12 protein-coding genes are annotated in these 15,884 nt (G+C 44.9%); 8 read left to right on the top strand and 4 right to left on the bottom strand.

The annotated features are described in order from the left end of the window. Nucleotides 1-464 precede the first annotated feature (464 nt). The 3 genes from rimP (at nucleotide 465) to infB (ending at nucleotide 5,150) form a co-directional block, all read left to right on the top strand. Nucleotides 465-929 carry a ribosome assembly cofactor RimP gene (rimP, locus tag FW774_RS02160; RefSeq protein ID WP_149346511.1) on the top strand — a complete coding sequence of 155 codons (465 nt, stop codon included), beginning with the start codon at nucleotides 465-467 and terminating at the stop codon, nucleotides 927-929. Nucleotide 930: 1 nt separating this feature from the next. Further along, complete coding sequence (gene nusA, locus FW774_RS02155) at nucleotides 931-2,166, top strand: transcription termination factor NusA (RefSeq protein WP_149346510.1); 1,236 nt, start codon at nucleotides 931-933, stop codon at nucleotides 2,164-2,166. Between the two features lie 110 nt (nucleotides 2,167-2,276). Beyond that, the gene (infB, locus tag FW774_RS02150; protein WP_149346509.1) at nucleotides 2,277-5,150 is read left to right on the top strand and encodes a translation initiation factor IF-2; all 2,874 of its coding nucleotides are present in this window, start codon (nucleotides 2,277-2,279) and stop codon (nucleotides 5,148-5,150) included. Between the two features lie 242 nt (nucleotides 5,151-5,392). Here the strand turns inward: infB and FW774_RS02145 are convergent, their stop codons facing one another. Then, nucleotides 5,393-5,731, bottom strand: coding sequence for a heavy-metal-associated domain-containing protein (locus FW774_RS02145; RefSeq protein WP_149346508.1), 339 nt, complete (start codon nucleotides 5,729-5,731; stop codon nucleotides 5,393-5,395). 407 nt (nucleotides 5,732-6,138) lie between these two features. Between FW774_RS02145 and FW774_RS02140 the strand changes: the two genes are divergently transcribed. Genes FW774_RS02140 through FW774_RS02120 form a run of 5 tightly spaced genes read left to right on the top strand, consistent with a single transcriptional unit; the run spans nucleotide 6,139 to nucleotide 12,659 of the window. Next, a complete protein-coding gene (locus FW774_RS02140) occupies nucleotides 6,139-7,248 on the top strand; it encodes a sensor histidine kinase (protein ID WP_149346507.1) in 1,110 nt (369 codons plus the stop codon). Between the two features lie 48 nt (nucleotides 7,249-7,296). Next, on the top strand, nucleotides 7,297-10,875 hold the full coding sequence (locus FW774_RS02135; RefSeq protein ID WP_149346506.1) for a response regulator: 3,579 nt from the start codon (nucleotides 7,297-7,299) through the stop codon (nucleotides 10,873-10,875). 10 nt (nucleotides 10,876-10,885) lie between these two features. Continuing rightward, a complete protein-coding gene (locus FW774_RS02130) occupies nucleotides 10,886-11,251 on the top strand; it encodes a response regulator (protein ID WP_187774779.1) in 366 nt (121 codons plus the stop codon). A gap of 23 nt (nucleotides 11,252-11,274) precedes the next feature. Beyond that, nucleotides 11,275-12,084, top strand: coding sequence for a CheR family methyltransferase (locus FW774_RS02125; RefSeq protein WP_149347129.1), 810 nt, complete (start codon nucleotides 11,275-11,277; stop codon nucleotides 12,082-12,084). Further along, on the top strand, nucleotides 12,081-12,659 hold the full coding sequence (locus FW774_RS02120) for a chemotaxis protein CheB (RefSeq protein ID WP_149346504.1): 579 nt from the start codon (nucleotides 12,081-12,083) through the stop codon (nucleotides 12,657-12,659). The genes FW774_RS02125 and FW774_RS02120 overlap by 4 nt, the downstream gene beginning before the upstream one ends. Nucleotides 12,660-12,682: 23 nt before the next feature. Here FW774_RS02120 and FW774_RS02115 read toward each other — a convergent pair whose 3' ends face one another. The 3 genes from FW774_RS02115 to FW774_RS02105 all read right to left on the bottom strand — a co-directional run bounded on the left by FW774_RS02115 (nucleotide 12,683) and on the right by FW774_RS02105 (nucleotide 15,881). Beyond that, nucleotides 12,683-14,719, bottom strand: a complete 2,037-nt coding sequence (locus FW774_RS02115) for a M13 family metallopeptidase (protein WP_149346503.1) — start codon at nucleotides 14,717-14,719, stop codon at nucleotides 12,683-12,685. 91 nt (nucleotides 14,720-14,810) lie between these two features. Then, nucleotides 14,811-15,209, bottom strand: a complete 399-nt coding sequence (locus FW774_RS02110) for a hypothetical protein (RefSeq protein WP_149346502.1) — start codon at nucleotides 15,207-15,209, stop codon at nucleotides 14,811-14,813. 3 nt (nucleotides 15,210-15,212) lie between these two features. Beyond that, a complete protein-coding gene (locus FW774_RS02105; RefSeq protein WP_149346501.1) occupies nucleotides 15,213-15,881 on the bottom strand; it encodes a TonB family protein in 669 nt (222 codons plus the stop codon). Between the last annotated feature and the right edge of the window lie 3 nt (nucleotides 15,882-15,884).

Below are 15,884 nucleotides of genomic sequence, written 5' to 3'. Positions count from 1 at the left end.
GTCGAGCTAAAGTAAGCCCAAGCCAAGCTCCGTGTCTTCACGAAGCTTCATTTATGAAGACACGAGCCAGGGCGTTAGTGCCATAGTTGAGCCTTGTTAAAGCGATACAATCGCTGTTTTCAGGCATCCGCGTTTGCAAACGCGGACGAGCTTGTACTCTGATTCTTGCAATAATAGCAGCACTGGCTGCAGTTAACTAAACCCGGTTGCAGCGGATACCGGCCTGTGGCTAAGGCCCCCACGAGGTTTCGGGGCAGGTTGCAGGCGTATGAGCGGAAAACGGGATTGCCGCTTCGGAAACGATACCGTCTCTGCTTTTCAAATCAAAAATACAGATGCATGCCTGTAATTTATTCAATTTAAAATCAGGGCTTTGCACATCAAATTTATTTTACCTATATTTGCACCAATCTGAGAGGAGGGGACGCGTTTGTCCCCTCTTTTTTTTACACTAATATTCTGCAATGGATATCGAAAAACGTGTTTCGGAACTTGTTGAGGAAAAAATTGCCGACAGGAGTGACCTGTTTCTGGTGGATGTTAAAATGCATCCGCCGGGTAAGCTGATCATCCTGGTTGACGGCGATAACGGCGTTGCGATTGAGGATTGTGCAGCGATAAGCCGCCATGTGGGGTTTCACCTGGAGGAAGAAAATGCCATTGATCACGCTTACAACCTCGAAGTTTCGTCGCCGGGAATTGATACGCCGCTAAAGCTTGAGCGCCAGTACCGGAAGAATATCGGCCGGAACGTACGTATAAAGCTGGCCGACGGCAGCAAAAGGGAAGGTAAGCTGCTGGCAATTGATGATGATGGTGTGCGCATAGCAGAAACGGTTAAATTGAAAGGGAAAAAAGCGGAGACGACGGAAGTCAGCATCCCGCTAAAAGATATATCGGAAACAAAGGTTTTAATTTCATTTAAGTAAAATGAGCAACATTAATTTAATTGAGTCATTTCAGGAGTTTAAGGACTTCAAAAACATTGACCGGCCAACGGTGATCAGCGTACTTGAAGAGGTGTTTAGAAGCATGATCAGGAAGAAATACGGCACCGACGAAAATTGCGACGTTATTGTGAACCCGGACAACGGTGACCTTGAGATCTGGCGTACGCGTACCGTAATGGAAGATGGTTTTTCGGAAGATGACGACCTGGAAATTGAGCTGGCAGAGGCTAAAAAGATAGATCCGGACCTGGAAGTGGGCGACGATTACATCGAGCAGATCACGCTGGAGAGCTTTGGTCGCCGGGCAATACTGGCGGCACGCCAAACGCTGGTTTCAAAGATCCTGGAGCTGGAGAAAGACGAGATCTTCCGCAAGTACAAAGACCGCGTGGGCGAGATTGTTACGGGCGAGGTTTACCAGGTTTGGAAAAAAGAAACACTGGTGCTTGACGATGAAGGCAACGAGCTTATCCTGCCTAAAACGGAGCAGATTCCCGCCGATTATTTCAAAAAAGGCGATTCTGTACGGGCGGTTATCCTGAAAGTGGATATGCTGAACAGCAACCCAAAAATCATTATATCGCGTACAGCGCCCGAGTTTTTACAGCGCCTGTTTGAGCTGGAAGTTCCCGAAATATTTGATGGTTTGATCACCATTAAGAAAATTGTGCGTGAACCGGGCGAGCGTGCAAAGGTGGCCGTTGAATCGTACGATGACCGCATTGACCCGGTAGGCGCCTGCGTGGGTATGAAAGGTTCTCGGATACACGGTATTGTTCGTGAATTGAAAAACGAGAACATCGACGTGATCAACTTCACCAACAATCTTTCGCTGTATATTCAACGTGCATTAAGTCCGGCAAAGATCAGCAGCATTAAACTGGATGATGTTGAAAAACGTGCTGCCGTTTATCTTAAACCCGACCAGGTTTCGCTGGCTATTGGCCGAGGCGGGCACAACATTAAGCTTGCCGGTAAATTAACCGGGTATGAGATCGATGTGTACCGCGAAGCGGATGAAGATGAGGAGGATGTGGATATCGAAGAATTTGCAGATGAAATTGACGGCTGGATCATCGATGAGTTTAAACGCATCGGTTTAGATACCGCCAAATCTATTCTCAATTTATCTACAGATGAGCTGGTAAGACGTACCGATCTGGAAGAAAGTACCGTAAAAGAGGTACTTGACGTTTTACGTGCCGAATTTGAATAGTTTAAATGCCGGTAACCGTAATATCAAAAATAGATAACGGGAACATATCATTTAAACCATATAAAAAACGTATTTTTGTTTAAAATTTAAGCGAGAACTAATAGTATTAAATGTCAGAAGGAAAAAGTATTAATCTGTTAAGAGCTGCCAAAGAGTTGAACATCGGCTTGTCAACCGCGGCTGAGTTTTTGGGTAAAAAAGGTTATAAAATTGATGCCAAACCCAACACAAAACTCAGCGAGGACATGTATGATGTGCTCTTAAAGGAGTTCCAGGGTGATAAAATAGTGAAGGAAGAAGCCAAGCAGATCAGCATTGGCAAGATCCGTCGCGAAGAACCTGCACCCACAGCTCCCGAGCGCCATGATATTCCTGCCCGTACCACAGATTTTGAGCACGAAGAAATTCTGATCAAGAACGCCGGTACCTTTGCAGCGCCGCCTGCCGAGAAACCCAGGTCAGCTCCTGAACCGGTTAAACAACCTTCTGATAATACATCTGACAATAACGAGGATAACAGTCTTCGGGGCGTAAAGGTTATCGGTAAAATAGACCTGAATAACCTGAACCCTAAATCCAAACAGGAGAAAAAGCCGGAACCAGCACCTGCTCCGGAGCCGAAGCCCGAAGCCAAACCTGTAGCCGAAGAACAACCTGTAAAGGCTGAACCCCCTGTAACACCGGAAAAACCTCCGGTAAAAGAAGAAAAACAGGAAGCTCCGCAGCAACAGGCAGAAGCAGCCGAGGAAAACGAAGTAATACGTGCCAAAGCACAACGTTTAAGCGGCCCGAATGTGGTTGGAAAGATCAACTTGCCAACGCAGCCACAGCGCCGTAAAGATCAGCCTGTAGCCTCATCATCAAACGTTGCCGGAAGCGATCATAAGCGCAAGCGTAAACGTAAAGATGCACCCGGACAAACCAATGCACCGGGCGAGCAACAGGGCAACAGACCGCAGCATGGCACTCATCCCGGCGGAGGAAGACCTGGCTTTGGCAACAGGCCTCACGGCGGTAAGCCGGATTTCAGAAACCGCGGACACCACCGCGATGTGCCGAAGGAAGAGCCTTCTGAAAAAGAGATACAAGACCAGATCAAAGCTACACTGGCACGCCTGAGCGGCGCCGGTAAGTCAGGTAAGTTTGCACAGCGGGCCAAGCTACGCCGCCAGAAACGCGACGATGTTGCGCTTTCTGCCGAAGAAGCTGCAATGGAACGTGAGCTGCAATCAAAAGTGCTGCGTGTTACCGAATTTGTAACGGCTAATGAGCTGGCTAACATGATCGACGTTCCGGTTACGCAAATTATAGGTACCTGCATGAGCCTGGGGATGTTTGTTTCCATCAACCAGCGTTTAGATGCAGAAGCCTTAACCATTGTTGCCGACGAGTTTGGATACGAAGTAGAATTTGTTAAGCCCGAAGACGAGGAAAACAGCATACTGGAAGAAGAAGACAGGCCGGCAGATCTGCAGCCAAGGGCTCCGGTAGTAACCATTATGGGTCACGTAGACCACGGTAAAACTTCGTTGCTGGACTACATCCGTAAGGCAAATGTGGTAGCGGGCGAAGCCGGCGGTATCACACAGCACATTGGTGCTTACCAGGTAACCACTTCATCAGGTAAAAAAGTAACCTTTTTAGATACACCGGGGCACGAAGCGTTTACCGCCATGCGTGCCCGTGGCGCCAAAGCCGCTGATATTGCCATTATCGTAATTGCTGCCGACGATGCCGTGATGCCTCAAACCAAAGAGGCTATCAACCACGCACAGGCAGCCGGTGTTCCGCTGGTATTTGCCTTTACTAAAATTGATAAGCCCGGCGCTAATGCCGATAAGATCCGTGAACAACTTTCGACCATGAATATCCTGGTTGAAGACTGGGGCGGAAAATACCAGTCGCAGGAAATATCTGCCAAAAGCGGCCTGAATGTAGATGTTTTATTGGATAAAGTATTGCTGGAAGCCGAATTATTAGAGCTTACCGCTAACCCGAACAAACGGGCGGTAGGTACGGTAATTGAAGCTGCGCTGGATAAAGGACGTGGTATTGTAACCACCGTTTTAGTTCAGGCCGGAACATTACGTGTTGGCGACCCGATACTGGCAGGAAGCTACAGCGGTCGTGTAAAAGCCTTGTTTAACGAACGCGGTCAGAAAGTAGACCAGGCTGGCCCGTCAGTACCTGTACAGGTGCTGGGTATGCAGGGCGCTCCAACAGCAGGCGATAAATTCAACGTGCTTGAAAGCGAATCGGAAGCACGCGACATCGCCAACAAACGTTTACAGCTGATGCGTGAGCAAGGTTTGCGTACACAAAAGCACATTACGCTGGATGAGATCGGTCGCCGTTTGGCCATAGGAAACTTTAAAGAGCTGAACATCATTGTAAAAGGTGACGTGGACGGTTCTATTGAAGCCTTATCCGATTCTTTGCTGAAATTATCTACCGAAGAAATCCAGGTGAATATTATCAGCAAGGGCGTAGGCCAGATATCAGAATCAGACGTATTGCTGGCCTCCGCGTCCGATGCTATTATCGTAGGGTTCCAGGTACGTCCGTCATCCGGCGCCCGTAAGCTGGCCGAGCAGGAACAAATTGATATCCGCTTATACTCTATCATTTACGATGCCATTAACGAGATCAGGGCCGCTATGGAAGGCATGCTGGCACCTGAGTTTGAAGAGAAAATTGTGGCTAACGTAGAAATACGCGAAACATTCAAAATTACCAAAGTAGGAACTGTTGCCGGTTGTATGGTACTTGACGGTAAAATTAACCGGAACAGTAAGATACGCATTGTACGCGATGGTGTGGTTGTTTATACCGGTGAGCTGGCTTCGTTAAAACGTTATAAAGATGACGTTAAGGAAGTATCTGCCGGCTACGAATGCGGCTTGAATATCCAGAACTTCAACGATATTAAAGTAGGCGACATTGTAGAAGCTTACGAACAGGTTGAAGTGAAACGGAAGCTGTAAGAAACAAAGACTTTCAGATATTTTGAAGAGAGTGTCTGAAAAGTCTACCCTACCCCTTGGTCTGTCCCCCGACAGACCAACATTATTCGTTCCGGCCTCTTGGGGGACAGGAAGGTAATAACAAACCCGCTACAAAGTAAAATCTGTTTCATAGCGGCGCTGCCCAAAAGTATGTAGTGCCACATTATAACAATTTCTCAAAACTTCCAGATTTCTCCCTGCGGTCGAAATGACGGCGTAAATTACTCAGCCAAACGGTTCCGGTCGTACTGGCAGCACTCGTCTAAAGCATGGTAGGCTGCATCGCTTGCTTTAACCTTTTCAGTATCATAACCTGCGGCGGCTATCTTTTGCTGAATCTCCATCGGGCTGGTTTTTTCAGGATTATAGCTCACTTTCATCAGCTTGGTTTTGGGATCCCATTTAGCGGTAATAACCGACGCTTTTACGGCATTTTCAATTTTCTTTTTGCATAAGTTGCATTCGCCGTTCACTTTAATAACCTCGGTTTTGGTTTGTGCCGCTGCAGACAACGATGCAGCGACAAATATTATCAGTGCAATAGCTTTTAATGTTCTCATTATCAATATTAAATTAATTATTTACTCGTTTTTTTATTGCTGCTGGTGGGGGACACCAGCAGCGGCAGAGGCCGGAGACGGTGTCTTCACCGTCCATTTACAATTATCATATCCATGAAATTTAAACGTTACTCATTTTAAACCGTAGCTGGCATGTTGCTTTTTCATGCCGGTAACTGCTTCATACAAAAGCAAATCTGTATATTCTTTTTCTATGGTAACTTATATAATTAACGTTAAAAGTTATATTTATATGTCATTGCTGATTTTTTTCGGGATGATATCAATACTTAATTATGAATTTAGTACCTGGATAATCTTTATTTTTCCGGATAATTAAAAAAACATACCTTAGAATTAGTTGTTTATAAAAATTACAATGATGCATTTAATTGCCGCTCACTTAGATGATATTAATAGTAGACGATAAGCCGGAAAATGTTTTCTCGCTTAAACAACTTTTAGAGTTAAATAATTTTGCAGTAGATACGGCTCTTTCTGGCGAAGAGGCGTTAAAAAAGATATTGAAAAATACCTATGCGCTGGTAATTCTGGACGTACAAATGCCTGATATGGATGGCTTTGAAGTTGCAGAAGCCATATCCGGGTATAGCAAGGCAAAAGATACGCCCATTATTTTTCTTTCGGCTGTTAACACAGAAAAACGCTTCATAGCCAAAGGCTATGCTTCGGGCGCTATTGACTATATCACCAAACCTGTTGATGTAGACATTTTACTGATGAAGGTAAAAACGTTTAAGCGTTTACATGCACAAACACAGGAACTAAGCCGTATACAAAAAGCATTGCTCGAAGAGATCGAGTACCGCAAGGAAGCCGAAAAAAAGAAAGACGAATTTATCAGCATTGCCAGTCACGAGCTGAAAACACCGCTTACCAGCATTAAAGCTTACCTGCAGCTATCCGAGCGCTCTATTGATAAAAATCCCGAGGCTACAAAAAGCTATCTCCATAAAACGAACCTGCAGCTTGAAAAGCTTAATAATTTAATTGCCGATCTGCTTGATATTTCGAAAATAGAAAGCGGTAAGCTGAAGTTCAATAAGCGGGAATTTGCTTTTCAGCCGTTGTTGAACAGTGCTGTTGATATCATCGCCCAGACGCATCCGGAGGCCAAAATAATTATTAACGGAACAGCCGATGTAGAAATTTATGGCGACGATGTGCGCATTGAACAGGTACTTATCAACTTTCTGACCAATGCGCTCAAATATTCGCCGGAGCGTAAAGATGTACTGGTTGAAACACAGGTAGATAACGATATGCTTACCGTTCGGGTTACCGATTATGGTGTGGGCATTCCTAAAGATAAGCAGGCCAGTATTTTTGAAAAATTTTACCGCGTAGAAGCAACCTCATACCGGTTTCAGGGCCTGGGTATCGGCTTATACATCTGTGCAGAGATATTGCAACGGCATAATGCCACATACGGCGTTGAAAGCGAGCCCGGCGTTGGCTCAACCTTCTATTTTTCAATTCCCATTATAAAAAAGTAGTAATTTTACCGGCAGTGGTATTAAATAATCATCGCTAAAATTTACCGGATGAAAAGTTCATTTACACGCAATTTACAAATAGGTTTCAGTATTTCATTGCTTCTGCTTATCATAAGCTCGGTAGCATCTTTTGTCAGCATTCAGAATCTGCTGAGAAGCGCAGAGATGGTTAATCACACCAATCAGGTTCTCGATGAGCTGGCAAATGTTCTGTCGGTAATGAAAGATGCTGAGACCGGGCAGCGGGGATATCTGCTTACCGGCGAAGAACAGTTTCTTACGCCATATACAGGCGCCTATGAGCGTTCCTTAGTTATTGTAAATAACGTTAAAACCCTTACTGTCGATAATCCCGTACAGCAACAAAATTGCGATGCGTTACAAAAAGCCATTATCAACCGGTTAAATATTCTGCAAAATCTTATCGACCTACGCAAAGCAGGTAAAGCCATTAGCACAGCACAGCTGCAACAAGGCAGAAGCTATATGGATGAAACGCGGAATATCATACAGCGCATGCAGCATATAGAGCATGAGCTGCTTGCAAGGCGCACCGAACGCATGAACCGTTTTGCAGGTTATACGCCCGTTGTAATTGTTATCGCAGCTATTCTCGCCCTGATTATCACCATTATGTTTTACCTGCGTATAAACAGAGATTTCAAAGAACGGGAGCAGCTTCAAAAACAACTGCAGAAAAAAGATCGCGAAATTGCCGAAAGAATTGATGTGATTCAGAAGATCGCCGGACAGATATCATCGGGGGATTATACTATCCGTATCAACGATGAGGAAAAGGACGGCCTCGGCAGCCTGGCGCTTTCATTAAACCAGATGGCCAATTCGCTGCAACATTCTTTTGACCTGTTAAGTGCAAAAGAGTGGATGCAAACTGGCGTGGCCGGATTAAATGATAAGATAATCGGCGAAAAAGATATTAAAACGCTGGCAAACGCCGTTCTGGAATTTGTTGCCATTTATACGGAGAGCCAGACCGGTGCATTGTTCCTGCTTGATAATGAGCAGCTGCACCTGCAAAGCGGTTACGCATTTAACGCCAGGGAAGAGATCATAAAACCTGGCGAAGGACTTGTCGGGCAAGCCGCAGCTTCGGGTAAGCCTATCCTGGTAAAAGATATTAAACCGGATGACATTGCCATTTCGTTTGCCACGGCAAAGATCAAACCCAGAAATATTATTGCTATACCCATCTATCATGAACAGCAGATAAAAGGAGTATTAGAGCTGGCTTCTGTTAATCCGTACACCGAAAAGCATATTGAGTTTTTAACAACCATATCGTATAATATCGGTATAGCCATATACACGGCTCAAAACCGTAAGCGTTTACAGGAGCTGCTTGAAGAAACACAATCGCAGGCAGAAGAATTACAATCACAGCACAGCGAGCTTGAGAACCTCAATACCGAGCTTGAAGCGCAGGCCCAAAAGCTACAAGCCTCTGAAGAAGAGCTGAAAGTACAGCAGGAAGAACTTTTGCAGGCCAACCAGGAGCTGGAAGAACGCAGCAGGCTACTGGAAGAAAAGAACCAGGTAATTGTAGAGCGCAACCTCGATATACAGAAAAAAGCCGAAGAGCTTGAGATCAGCACACGGTACAAATCAGAGTTCCTGGCCAACATGAGCCACGAGCTGCGTACACCATTAAATTCTATTTTGCTGCTATCGCGATTACTGTCTGAAAATGCCGATAAAAACCTTAGCCCTGACCAGGTAGAATCGGCAGAAGTTATTCAAAGCTCAGGTAAAGGCTTATTAAGCCTTATTGACGAAATTCTGGATCTGTCTAAGATCGAGGCCGGAAAAATGGAGCTTGAATACGCTGTTACCGATATCGATGATATTATCAGCGATATGCGGATGCTGTTTATGCCTATAGCCCGCGAAAAAAATCTCGACTTCAAAATAGTTACCTCGCCTGCGGTGCCCACCGCTATAGAAACCGATAAAATGCGGTTAGAACAAATACTGAAAAACCTGTTGTCCAACGCCCTCAAATTCACATCCCGCGGCGCTGTAACATTGGCGGTTGAACCATCAGCAACAGCCGGTTTTATCAGCTTTAGCGTAACCGATACGGGCATAGGCATACCCAAAGAAAAGCAAGATCATATTTTCGAAGCCTTTCAGCAGGCCGACGGCTCTACACGGCGAAAATTTGGCGGCACAGGTCTTGGCCTTTCCATAAGCCGCGAACTGGCTAAGCTATTAGGCGGCTCCATCAACCTTAACAGCGACCCCGGAGTTGGAAGCAAGTTTACAGTTATTGTACCGGTAAAGCCGGCCGAGCAGACCCCGTTACCTGAAGCCGAAAAACAAGATGCTGAACCGGAACCAATTGTACAACCAGAGCAGGAAGAGCCACACCATAACATTGTTCCGGTTATACCGGATGAAATACCCGACGACCGTAACAGTATCGATCAAAATGAGAAAGTGATACTGATTGTTGAAGACGATACCAACTTTGCCAAAGCGCTGCTCAACTTTACCCACAAGCGCAGCTACAAAGGCATTGTAGCCGTACGTGGCGATCATGCCATAGATATGGCCATAAAATACAAGCCCATTGCTATTTTGCTGGACATTCAGCTTCCGGTTAAAGACGGCTGGCAGGTAATGGAAGAGCTGAAATCAAATCCGGAAACCAAACATATTCCGGTGCACATCATGTCGTCGCTTGAAGTAAAACGCGAAAGCCTGTTAAAGGGAGCGGTAGACTTTATCAACAAACCGGTGGCCCTGGAGCAAATGCAGCAGATATTCCAGACACTGGAAACAGCGCTCAATAAAAATCCCCGTAAGGTACTCATTGTAGAAGAAAACCCTAAGCACGCCCAGGCCCTCGCCTATTTTCTGGAAACCTTTGGCGTAAGCGCCGAGATCAAAAACAGCGTTTCGGCAGGTGTATCGGCATTGCGTGATAAAAAGGTGAATTGTGTGATATTGGATATGGGTATTCCCGATAAAAATGCCTATGAGGCATTGGAAACCGTGAAAAACAACCCGGGCCTTGAAAATCTGCCTATTATCATCTTTACCGGCAAAAACCTCTCTAAATCAGAAGAAAACCGCATCAAGCAATATGCCGACTCTATTGTAGTAAAAACTGCACACTCGTATCAGCGTATTTTAGACGAGGTGGGTCTGTTTTTGCACCTGATAGAAGAAAATAAGAAAGATAAACCAACAGGTAACCTGTTAGGTACGCTGGATGAAGTGCTTAAAAACAAGACCGTATTAATAGCCGACGATGATATCCGCAATATTTTCTCGCTTACAAAAGCCCTTGAAAAACATAAAATGCGGGTAGTTTCTGCTACCGACGGGATGGAGGCGCTCAAGCAGCTGCAAGAAAATCCGGATGTGGATGTGGTGCTGATGGATATGATGATGCCGGAAATGGATGGTTACGAAACTACGGCCCGCATACGTACCGATTCCCGCTATAAAAATCTACCCATATTGGCTGTAACTGCAAAAGCCATGATCGGCGACCGTGAAAAATGTATCAGTGCCGGTGCATCCGATTATATTTCCAAGCCTGTTGATATCGATCAGCTGATCTCGTTGCTAAGGGTTTGGCTTTACGATAAAACCTCCTGATGCTCTGCTTATGAAAAAGAAAATATTGATTATTGACGATGACAATCGTAATATTTTTGCGTTAAGGCTCACCCTGCGCTCCAAAGGTTACGAATGTTTGTCGGCCCAAAGCGCCCAGGCCGGAATAGATATTCTTGCCCAGGATAAAAATATTGGCATTATTTTGATGGATATGATGATGCCGGATATGGATGGATACCAGGCCATGGCAGTGCTGCATAAAAACCCTGAAACCACCCATATTCCCGTTATTGCCGTAACGGCACAGGCCATGGTTGGCGACCGCGAAAAATGCCTTCGTGCCGGCGCAACCGATTATATTGCTAAACCTATAGATGTTGATGTTTTATTGGAGATATTAAAGCGATATTTATAAAATACTGAACTGTGGATGTGGGTATAATACGTGATGATGAGATAGACCTTCTGTTAAATGATATAGTGGAAACTTACGGCTATGACTTTATTGAATATTCCCGGGCCTCGCTAAAACGGCGTATAAACCGGCTGTTCACCATTGATAAATTTCCAAGCTTTGCCGAATTACGCTACAGAATAAAAACAGATAAGGAGTACCTGAAACGTTTTGTAGAAGAAATCACGGTTAACGTTACAGAAATGTTCCGCGATCCACACTTTTACCAGGAGCTGCGGAATAAAATATTACCGGCCTTAGGCACATACCCGTTTATACGTATCTGGCACGCGGGCTGCTCTACGGGCGAAGAAGTGTATTCTATGGCCATCCTGTTAAAGGAGGCCAACCTGTTGCACAAATCGTTGCTGTATGCTACAGATATCAATCCGCGGGTGCTTGAGTTTGCACGTAAGGCGCTTTTTCCACTAAGCCAGATGAAACAATATTCGGAGAATTATATCCGCTCTGGCGGAAAAAATGACTTTTCATCTTATTACTCAGCCAATTACAGCCTGGCAAAATTTAACGATGAGCTAAAAGCCAAAATCATATTTTCTACCCATAACCTGGTTTCAGACCGCTCATTCAATGAGTTTCAGCTTATTGTATGCCGCAATGTGCTTATCTACTTTGACAGGGAACTTCAAGCCAAAGTATTCCGCTTGTTCGATGACAGCCTGGAGCATTTGGGCTACCTGGCTTTAGGGGCCAAAGAAACCCTGCGTTTTTCGTCTATTGCGCCAAAGTATAAACAGCTGGGTCGTGAAAAGATCTGGAGGAAAATAGGATGACAGCAGTAGCGGCAACACAGGTTATTGTTATTGGCGGTTCTGCCGGTAGCCTGGATGTGATCCTTAAAGTACTGCCCGATATTCGCCTGAATAAGCATACAGCCATCATCATTGTTTTACACCGCAAAAGCAGCGACGATTCGCCATTGGTGGAATTACTGTCGTATAAAACAACACTGCCGGTAAAAGAAGCCGAAGAAAAAGATCTGATCTGCGGTCAGTGTATCTATGTCGCACCCTCAGATTATCATCTTTTGATTGAACGTGACCATACGTTTTCTGTTGATTTCTCAGAAAAGGTAAACTACAGCCGACCCAGTATCGATATCACATTTCAGGCAGCAGCCGAAATTTACGGCGAGAATACCATTGCCATCCTGTTATCAGGGGCTAATTCAGACGGAACATCGGGTTTGCAGGAAGTGCAGCGTTACCAGGGTAAAACGGTTATCCAGGATCCCCGCACAGCCGAGGTATCTTACATGCCGCAATATGCGCTCAATAATCTTACACCTGATGAAATTCTGGCAGACGATCAGATAGCGGATTACATTAACCGGCAGCAACAGGCCTAAATACGGGGCTGACTAAACGTACATCACCAGATCTTCACCCGCTGATTCTCATCACGGTACAATTTATCACCCGGCTTTATATTAAAGGCCTTGTAAAATTCGGGCATGTTAGATAACGGCCCGTTTACACGGTACATTTCCGGCGAATGCGGGTCAACGTTAATGAGCATTCGAACACGTTCATCGCTGCGTTTAACACGCCATACCTGCGCAAACGACAGGAAGAACCGTTGGTCTGGTGTTAAACCGTCTATCTTTTCATTGCCCTGGCCCTGTTTGGTATTTTTAAACGCCTGGTAGGCAATGGCAAGTCCGCCGATATCGGCAATATTTTCGCCTAAGGTAAGCTTACCATTAACATGCAGGTTATTTAATACCGTATAGTTATTATACTGATCAACCACTGCCTGGGCTTTCTTTTTGAACTTCCCGGCGTCCTCTTTCGTCCACCAGTCTTTCAGGTTACCGTCTTTATCATATTGCCGTCCCTGGTCGTCAAAACCATGTGTCATTTCATGACCGATAACAGCGCCTATAGCACCGTAGTTAATGGCATCATCGGCATTAAAGTCAAAGAACGGGAACCGCAGGATGCCTGCCGGGAAAACAATCTCGTTATAAGGCGGATTGTAATAAGCGTTCACCGTAGGCGGCGTCATCAGCCATTCAGTCCGGTCAACCGGTTTGCCCAGCTTATTGATCATTTCTTTATAATCATGACGTGCTACCGATTTCAGGTTCTCATAGAATTTACCCGGTTCAATGGTCACATCATCATACGTTTTCCACTTATCGGGATAACCGATCTTCTTGGTGAAGGCATCCAGCTTTTCGATAGCCCGCTTTTTGGTTTCGGCGCTCATCCAGTCCACATTTTGTATGCGGGTGCGGTAAACCGATTGCAGGTTATTGACCAGCTTAAGCATTCGTTCTTTTGCTTCGGGCGGGAAATAGCGTTCCACATAGAGCTGTCCTAACAATTCGCCCAGGTTATCGTCAACCGTTTCTACCATCTGCTTCCAACGTTCTTTGGGTTGTTTCTGCCCATTAAGTTTCCTGCCGTAAAAATCAAAGCGGGCATCCCTGAATGGTTTGCTTAAGGCGCCTGCAGCCCTGTTCAGGGCATCGAAGGTCAGTTTATTTTTCCACAGTTCTACGGGTTGGGTTTTCAGCAGCTTATCCAGTGCTTTGTAATAATTGGGTTGTCCTACCAGGATGGTGTCGGTATGCGCTCCCAACCGGTTGAGAATATCGGCAATATCCAGATCCGGTATTTGCTGCTGAAGCTGTGCTACAGAAAACTTATGGTAGTTTTTAACCGGGTCACGAAGCTCGACCGGTGTGGAATGAGATTGGGCGATCCCGGTTTCGAGCTTCAGGATACCGGCAGCATTTTTACCGGCATCAGCCTGACTAACACCGGTTAATGTAAACAACTTAGCAATATAGCTAACGTAGGCTTTGCGGATGGCAACCGTAGCAGAATCGTTGTTAAAATAATAATCCCGGTTAGGAAGACCTAAGCCTGCCTGCAAAAAGTTAATGGCATTTTTGGTGCTTATTTTATCATCGGGGCCAACATCTATGCGAAGTAAAAAACCGTTACCGTCTTTAAATCCATCGGCCGAAAGGTGGATAACATCCTGGTAAGTTTTTACCGAGCTGATGGCTGATAGCAAGGGTTTTACCGGGTCAAAGCCTCGTTTATCAATAGTTGCGGTATCCATGCCGCTGGCATACAGATCGGCAACTTTTTGCTCTTTGCTGTTTTTGGTCTGGCTTTTAGACGAAACTTCATCCAGAATGGTTTTCATATCTTCCTGGTTCTCATCATTCAGGATATAAAAAGATCCCCAGCTGCTTTGTGAGGGTGGTATTGTTGTTTTTTTAATCCAGGCGCCATTGGCGTATTTAAAAAAGTTTTCGCCGGGACTTACGGTGGTGTCCATGCCGGATTTATCGAAAAAAACGACACGTTTAGTAGTATCTGGCGCTGTTTTATTTTTGCAGGCTCCGGTCAGCACAACAGGCAAGGCCAGCAACAAATAATTTATCTTCATAGAATTTTTTATATAAATTAAAGGTAATAAATAAACAGTTGTTATAACATGTATTTAAGCGGAAGTGTTCTCTTGCTATAGAATTTTTACACTAAAACCTGCGGTTGAGTTTGCCGTGCTGGCGTATGCTGATGTAAAGCCTGAAAAATTCCAGTATAACAACCAGCCGGAACAGCCAGCCAAACAATTGCGGATTACTGCTTAGCGAGGCAAGCATGGTGATAAAGCCAAACGAAAATACCCATACCAATAACCTTACCGGGAACTGGATATAATAAATGATCAAGCCGGATCTTTTCTGCTGAAACAGCAGAAATGCTGTGAAGAAAAGCGATAGATAGATGAGCGGCAAAAGTATCACTTTAATTAGTGATGGTGTTTGCAGTACCAGGGTGTTGCTATGTATAATAATATTAAAAACCTGTTGACTAAGCAGGGCAATGCTGAGAACATCAAGCAAGGCAAAAAAACGAAGAATATTAAAGCGCATGGATCAATGGCAGTTTTGTTCAATAAGCTTATCGGCTTTATCGCTGCCTAAGTTATGAATAAAGGTTAAATCTTTACAGGCGCTTTCCTTATCGCCCTGTTTCAGCTTGGTTTGAGCCTGCTTTAGTTTTTGTGCTATAAATTCGTCATCGTAACCCAGTTCGGCTTTCAGTTGATTAATGGTTTGCTCTTCTTCAGGTTTGTAATTGCCTTTTTCTTTATTCTGGTAAAAGTTAACAATGGCATCGTTTAAGTTCTGCTCAGAACGGTAGGCGTTTATAGATTGGTTGATCTCTTCGCGTGAACGGCTCTCGCAATTATAATTTTGCAATGTAAAGTTTATGGGCAGTATTACAGCGGTGGTGGTATCGTAACCAGCTGGCACTATCCATTTGCCCGAAGTAAGCTTGGTTACCCGCAAGGCTTCATCGTCAAGATCAATGCCGAAGCCTTTCTGCACTTTTGATGCAAAAATATTCCCTTTATGATCCAGCTTAAAGCTTACGGTAATTGTTCCCTGGATGCAGTTTCGTTTTGAAAAATCGGGATATACAATAGATTGGCGTATAAATTCCTTTAATGCGGCCTCGCCATTTTTAAATACTGGCTTAGGTTCCGGATTGATCCAGAGCAGTGTTGTTAGGCCTATCCATATCCAGTATAAAAACAGCATAAC

This window comes from Pedobacter sp. BS3 (assembly GCF_008274585.1).
Lineage (GTDB): Bacteria > Bacteroidota > Bacteroidia > Sphingobacteriales > Sphingobacteriaceae > Hufsiella_A.
The sequence above is the reverse complement of the archived record's forward strand: the minus strand, read 5'-3'. Positions and strand labels throughout refer to the sequence as shown.

Coding starts and splice junctions, on each gene's coding strand:
- FW774_RS02130 (WP_187774779.1), top strand. CDS start 10,886: ATGAAAAAGAAAATATTGATTATTGACGATGACAATCGTAATATTTTT.
- FW774_RS02110 (WP_149346502.1), bottom strand. CDS start 15,209: ATGCGCTTTAATATTCTTCGTTTTTTTGCCTTGCTTGATGTTCTCAGC.
- FW774_RS02105 (WP_149346501.1), bottom strand. CDS start 15,881: ATGCTGTTTTTATACTGGATATGGATAGGCCTAACAACACTGCTCTGG.
- rimP (WP_149346511.1), top strand. CDS start 465: ATGGATATCGAAAAACGTGTTTCGGAACTTGTTGAGGAAAAAATTGCC.
- FW774_RS02115 (WP_149346503.1), bottom strand. CDS start 14,719: ATGAAGATAAATTATTTGTTGCTGGCCTTGCCTGTTGTGCTGACCGGA.
- FW774_RS02140 (WP_149346507.1), top strand. CDS start 6,139: ATGATATTAATAGTAGACGATAAGCCGGAAAATGTTTTCTCGCTTAAA.
- nusA (WP_149346510.1), top strand. CDS start 931: ATGAGCAACATTAATTTAATTGAGTCATTTCAGGAGTTTAAGGACTTC.
- FW774_RS02145 (WP_149346508.1), bottom strand. CDS start 5,731: ATGAGAACATTAAAAGCTATTGCACTGATAATATTTGTCGCTGCATCG.
- FW774_RS02120 (WP_149346504.1), top strand. CDS start 12,081: ATGACAGCAGTAGCGGCAACACAGGTTATTGTTATTGGCGGTTCTGCC.
- FW774_RS02135 (WP_149346506.1), top strand. CDS start 7,297: ATGAAAAGTTCATTTACACGCAATTTACAAATAGGTTTCAGTATTTCA.
- infB (WP_149346509.1), top strand. CDS start 2,277: ATGTCAGAAGGAAAAAGTATTAATCTGTTAAGAGCTGCCAAAGAGTTG.